This is a genomic window from Nocardioides sp., assembly GCF_031422975.1.
GTDB lineage: Bacteria > Actinomycetota > Actinomycetes > Propionibacteriales > Nocardioidaceae > Nocardioides.
The window spans coordinates 1-5,697 of the sequence record NZ_JANPEO010000481.1 but is presented as its reverse complement, the minus strand read 5'-3'; the positions used below and the strand labels follow the sequence as shown (position 1 = coordinate 5,697).

6 protein-coding genes are annotated in these 5,697 nt (G+C 69.4%); 2 read left to right on the top strand and 4 right to left on the bottom strand.

Going from position 1 to position 5,697, the window contains the following annotated elements; translation table 11 throughout:
- Both RMO85_RS14370 and RMO85_RS14365 read left to right on the top strand, forming a co-directional pair.
- Window positions 1-673 (top strand): acyl-CoA dehydrogenase family protein (locus tag RMO85_RS14370; RefSeq protein WP_310529409.1); only part of this gene is annotated, 673 nt, incomplete at its 5' end.
- A 64-nt stretch (window positions 674-737) separates the two neighbouring features.
- A complete protein-coding gene (locus RMO85_RS14365; RefSeq protein ID WP_310529408.1) occupies window positions 738-1,205 on the top strand; it encodes a GtrA family protein in 468 nt (155 codons plus the stop codon).
- A 28-nt stretch (window positions 1,206-1,233) separates the two neighbouring features.
- Here RMO85_RS14365 and RMO85_RS14360 read toward each other — a convergent pair whose 3' ends face one another.
- The 4 genes from RMO85_RS14360 to RMO85_RS14345 form a co-directional block, all read right to left on the bottom strand.
- Window positions 1,234-1,839: a Maf family protein gene (locus RMO85_RS14360; protein WP_310529407.1), complete on the bottom strand. Its 606-nt coding sequence runs from the start codon at window positions 1,837-1,839 to the stop codon at window positions 1,234-1,236.
- Between the two features lie 152 nt (window positions 1,840-1,991).
- Complete coding sequence (locus RMO85_RS14355; RefSeq protein WP_310529406.1) at window positions 1,992-4,970, bottom strand: EAL domain-containing protein; 2,979 nt, start codon at window positions 4,968-4,970, stop codon at window positions 1,992-1,994.
- Window positions 4,967-5,392, bottom strand: a complete 426-nt coding sequence (locus RMO85_RS14350; protein ID WP_310529405.1) for a DUF302 domain-containing protein — start codon at window positions 5,390-5,392, stop codon at window positions 4,967-4,969. The genes RMO85_RS14355 and RMO85_RS14350 overlap by 4 nt, the downstream gene beginning before the upstream one ends.
- A gap of 32 nt (window positions 5,393-5,424) precedes the next feature.
- A partial coding sequence (locus RMO85_RS14345; RefSeq protein WP_310529404.1) for a response regulator occupies window positions 5,425-5,697 on the bottom strand: 273 nt, incomplete at its 5' end.

The following is a 5,697-nucleotide window of genomic DNA, read 5'->3' as shown; positions in this document are numbered from 1 at the left end:
CACGGCCCGCACCGGCGAGCGCGAGGGCGGTCGGCCGGAGCTCTCCACGATCATCGTCCCGAGTGGCACCCCCGGCTTCACCGCCGAGAAGGCCTACGACAAGCTCGGCTGGCACGCTTCCGACACCCACCCGCTGTCCTTCGAGGACGTGCGCGTGCCCGAGGCCAACCTGCTCGGTGACCGAGGCCGTGGCTACGCCCAGTTCCTCGCCACCCTCGACGACGGACGCGTCGCGATCGCGGCCCTCGCGGTCGGCTGCATCCAGGCGTGCCTGGACCTCTCGCTCGACTACTCGCTGGACCGCCAGACCTTCGGCGGCCCCATCGGCCGCAAGCAGGGCGTGGCCTTCCAGATCGCCGACCTCCAGGTGATGCTCGAGGCCGCGCGCCTGCTCACCTACAAGGCCGCGGCCATGAAGGACGCGATGGAAGCGGGCGCCGGGGTGTCGACCAAGGACTTCAAGCAGGCCGCGTCGATCGCCAAGCTCTATGCCACCGAGTCCGCCGTGACGGCGACCAGGATCGCGACCCAGGTCTTCGGTGGCTACGGCTTCATGGAGGAATACCCCGTCGTCCGCTTCTACCGCGACGCCAAGGTGCTCGAGATCGGCGAGGGCACCTCGGAGATCCAGCGGATGCTGATCGCGCGCGGTCTCGGCCTGCCGGTGGAATAGACCAACCCGCCGCCGGGCGCGCGAGATGCGGGCTCGTGGAGCCGATCGTCGTAGCCTTGCAGCTGTGACGTCGAGTGGCCGCCGGCTGGCGGGAGAGATCGGGCGCTACCTGGCTGTGGGCCTGGGCGCCACGATCGTGTCCTTCATCCTGTTCAACGGACTGGTCCACGGCTTCAACACCGCGCACGTCGCGCCCCTCAACGACCACCCGATCCTCGGCTATGTCATCGCCAACCTGGTGGGGGCAGTGGTCAGCTTCCGAGGCACCCGTTCGTGGGCCTTCCGCCACCGCTCCACCAGTCATCTCGACGGTGGCCGCACCGCGTTCGTGTTCATCAGCGTCGCCACCATGCTCATTCCGATGGCCTGCCTGTGGATCAGCCGCAACGCGATGGGTCTCGATGACCCGCTGTCCGACAACATCTCGGCCAACGTGATCGGGCTGGCGCTCGGCAATGCGGCACGCTTCGTGCTGACGCGACAGTTCGTCTTCGGCATCCGCGAGGAGGTCGAGGCCCTCGACGGAGTGTGACGGCGCGAGGCGACCCGTGCGCCGGGCGTCACGTCCGCACCGGCCGCCACAGGTCGGTCCACTCGTGCCCGAGCTCGGCCACCAGGTCGCGCAGCAGGGGGAGGCTGACGCCCACCACGTTGTGGTGATCACCCTCGATCCGGGTGACGAACGCGCCGCCGAGACCGTCGACGGTGAAGGCGCCGGCCACCTGCATCGGCTCGCCGGTCGCGACGTACGCCGCGATCTCCGCGTCGCTCAGGTCGGCGAAGTGCACGACCGTGCTGGCCGTCGCGGCGGCGACCCGGCCGGTCGCGGTGTCGCGCAGGCAGTGGCCGGTCAGGAGCAGGCCGGAGTTGCCGCGCATCCTGCGCCACCGCTCGGTTGCCACGTCCGGTGAGTCGGGTTTGCCGAAGGCTTCGCCGCCGAGCTCGAGCACCGAGTCGCAGCCGAGCACGAGGGATCCGGCGGGCACGTCCTCGAGCGTCGCGACCGCGGCGCACTTCAGCTCGGCCAGCTGAAGTGCCAGCTCGGCCGGCGGGAGACCGTCGAGCTGGGACTCGTCGACGCCGCTGACGATCACCGTCGGGTCCAGGCCCGCGCTCCTCAGGGTCGCGAGGCGGGCGGGGGAGGCGGAGGCGAGGACGAGCTGCATGGTGCAGACCCTAGGTCCACTCCGTCCGGTCGACGAGATGCCCGACCGGCGGGGGGGTCGGTGCGGGCATCTCGTCCTCGCCGTCGGCGAGCCAAGCGCCACAGGCTGCTCGCCGGGGGATTGCGAGCGGCCTGTGGCGGGTCTTCAGGGCCTCACGGGGCAGCTCCCGCGCTGCGAGACTCGAGCATCAGCGCGAAGAGCTCCTCGGCCACGGGCATGCCGTGCAGGTATCCCTGCGCGTAGTCGACTCCCTCGGCACGGACGACCTCGAGGATGCCTTCGTCCGAGACGAACTCGGCGATGGTCTTCTTGCCCAGGTCGCGAGCGATGCCGACGATGGATCTCAAGATGGTGCGGTCGATCTCGGAGGTGTGGCAGTGGGAGATGAACTCCCCGTCGATCTTCACGTAGTCGAAGAGCAGGTGCTTGAGGTAGTAGAAGGAGCCGAAGCCGGCACCGAAGTCGTCCAGCGCGAACTTGCAGCCCAGCTCGGTCATCCGCTCGGCGAACTCACGGGCGAGGCCGACGTCGGCGACCGCGGCCGTCTCGGTGATCTCCAGGATCAGGGCACCGGGTTCGACGTCATGGAGCAGAAGTGAGGCCCTGATCGTCTCCTCGATGACCGGCAAGCCGATGGAGAGCCCGGACAGGTTGACCTCGATGCTCAGGTCCGGCTGGAAGCGACGCAGTCGCGCCAGCAGGGGGATGCTGTTGCGCAGGACCCAGGCATCGACCTCGGGCATCAGCCCGACCCTTTCGGCGACGGGAAGGAAGCGCCCCGGCGCGACGAGCTGCCCGTCGAGGGACATCCTGAGCAGGACTTCGGCTGCGGTCACTGTATTGGTGGCCAACGAGATGATGGGCTGCAGGTGGAGCTCGAAGGTGTCGTTGGCGAGGGCTTCCTCGATCCGTGCCTGCCACTGAAGGCGGGCCCCGGAGCGGGGCGGCCTCGCTGAGTTCTCCTCGAGGATCGCGGACTGGTCGCGGCCGGCTTCCTTGGCGTCGTACATGGTCATGTCGGCCAGCGCGAGGATGTCGATCTCGTGCTCGCTCGCAGCCACGAAGGTCACCACGCCAACGCTGGCCGTGACACGTCGGGGGACTCCTTCAAGCGTGGCTGCGTGCAGGCGGATGCGTTCGACGATGGCGTCGGCGACGCCCTCTGCCTCCGCGAGATCGGCCTCGGGGAGGAGGACGGCGAACTCGTCCCCGCCCAGGCGGGCGACTGCGTCCGTGCTCCGCAGGCCGTGACGCAGCAACGAGGCGATGGCGATCAGCAGTTGATCGCCCGCCGCGTGGCCGAGCGTGTCGTTGACCTGCTTGAACTGGTCCAGGTCGAAGAGCAGGAGGGCACCCTTGTGGCCGTACCTCTTGCACCGGTCCAGGTGCCGCTGGAGCTCGGCGTCGAAGGCGCGTCGGTTGGGCAGGCCCGTGAGGGTGTCGTGGTTCGCGAGGTGCGCCAGGCGCTCCTCGTACCTGCGCCGCTCGGAGACGTCGAGGACGTTGACGAGGATCACCTCGTCGTCCGCGTCCTCGTGAGCCAGGAACCGGCTGTTCAGCACCACGTGGAGAGGTGTGCCGAGGGCGTCAAGTATCTCGAGAGACGTCTCGATCGACTCACCCGCAGCCTCAACCACGCGGCCGAGGTGGTCGGCGACCAAGGTGGGGCCGACCGGTCCCCCGATCGACGAGAGGTGCTGACCCACGAGTTGCGTCGGTTCCCGACCCAGCATCCGGGTGGCGGCCGCGTTGGCGCGGCGCACCACGCCGTCCCTGCCCAGGACGAGGACGCCGTAGGGCGCGTCGGCGAACAGGCGTTCGCTCCGCTCGGTGGCTCGCAGCAGTGCTCGTTCGCGCTCGCGCTCGGCACTCACGTCACGCGCCAGGATCATGGCCTGCATGCCGTCGCGCGAGCGAGGAAGGCGAGTGACGAAGACCTGGTGCTCGTCACCGCTGGCACTCGCCTGGAGTTCTGATGTGCTCGCGATGCCGTCGAACGCGCTCTGGACGAGTCCCGTCAGGAGCCGGATGTTCTCGGGACGGGTCGACACCTCGGACAGGGGACGCCCCTCGGTGCCGCGCAGCCCTTGCCGCATGGCACCGGCTCCGGCGACGAGCTGGACGTCGAGCGCTTCGTCGACGATGATCACGGTGGTGTCGGGGAGGTGCTCCATGAGCACCCGCCACTGTGCCTCCGCCTGCGCAAGACGTCGCTCGCTCTCGACCGCCGCTGTCGTGTCGACACCGACCGCGAGATAGCCCGTGGCCACCCCGAGCGAGTCGTTGACCTCCGTGACGGCCAGCCGGACGACTCGATGGGTGCCGTCGGCGCGCACATAGGTCCAGATCCGGCTCGGAGCTCCAGCGAGCGCCACGAAGACCCCGAAACCGGGGTCGACGCCCAGCTCCGCGGCGACCTCTTCGACCTCGGTCGGTTCGTGGAACTTCTCCAGCGACGCGAGGCCGACGAGTTCCTCCGCCGAGTAGCCCAGGAGCTCTCCGGCGCCGCTGCTGAAGGATCGGATGGTGCCGTCGACCTCAGTGGAGATGATGCTCGTCAGTCGTGCCCCCCGCATGATGTCGTCCTTCTCGGCCGCGGCCGCGGCTACTCGGCCCGTCTCCCGGGCGAGCTGGCGGACGAGGTCGTGCGCGACGGGCGCGATCAAGGCCGCGATCAGCGTCCAGAGCAAGGCCCGGCGCCAGTCCTCGGTCGGGTAGGCCGAGCCTCCGACGAGGATGATCGGCACCACGAAGACGGCCGCGGTGAGGACAGCGGCGATCACCATGTCTCGCCTCGTCCCAGTGAGGGCCAGCCACAGAATCGGTAGCAAGATGAGCGGGGCCACCCCGGACTCCGCCCCGCCGCCGATGTCGCGCACGAGAGCGACGACGGGGAAGAACAGGAAGGCCGGTGCCGCATCGAGCCACGAGCGCTCCGAGCGTCGCAGGGACAGTGCGAGCACGAGGATGGTGGCGATGAACAGGGCAACGACACCCGACAGTGCGACAGCGCTGACATCGATGGGCGTCGCCAGCAGGCTGAGCAGCCCGGCGGCGGACACCACGATGAAGGGTCGTGCCAGCTGCCAGGTCGGCCTCGGCGGCCGGTCGCGATCCACGGGGTCGGTCATGGCCGGACCTTATCCGCCGACCAGCCGGTGACGGCGGAGGACAAGGTGGCGACCAGTCGCTCCCGCACGTCACGCGCCAGCTCGCGCAGAGTGGGATGGTCGCCGATCAGGGCCATCAACGCCTCGGGGTCGATGGTCTGGACAAGGGTGCCCGACTCGCCCACCGCGCGGACGACCACGCTGCACGGGAACAGCATGGCGACCGTCGGCGACACGCTCAGCGCCTCGTGTGCCAGCTGTGAACGGCACACGCCCAGGATCGTCTGGTCAGGCACGTCGACGCCCAGGTCGTCGCGCAGGGACCGGGTCAGGTCGAGCTCGCTGACCACGCGCAGCCCCTCGAAGGTGAGTCGCTCGTGGACCCGGGCCAGTGTGTCGCTGTACGACGCCGGGACCCGCACCGTCAAGGTGGACCCGGGCATGAGCGCTCCCGACGTCGTTGAGGCACGTGGGATCATGAGTCCACCGGCGGGAGGGCTGCTTGCGACGCCGAGTCGACCTGACCGACGGGGCCCTGCGCGATCAGGGACCTGACCCGCTCGCTCAGCTCACCGAGGCGGAACGGCTTCGACAGATACTCATCCGCTCCCTCCGAACGGGCTCGCAGGACCGAGTCGCGACCGGTCACCCCGGAGAGCATCAGCACGCGCGACGCCCCTGCTGTCGGGTGCGCCCTGACCTGGCCGATCAGCTCGATCCCGGACAGACGCGGCATCTCGACGTCCAG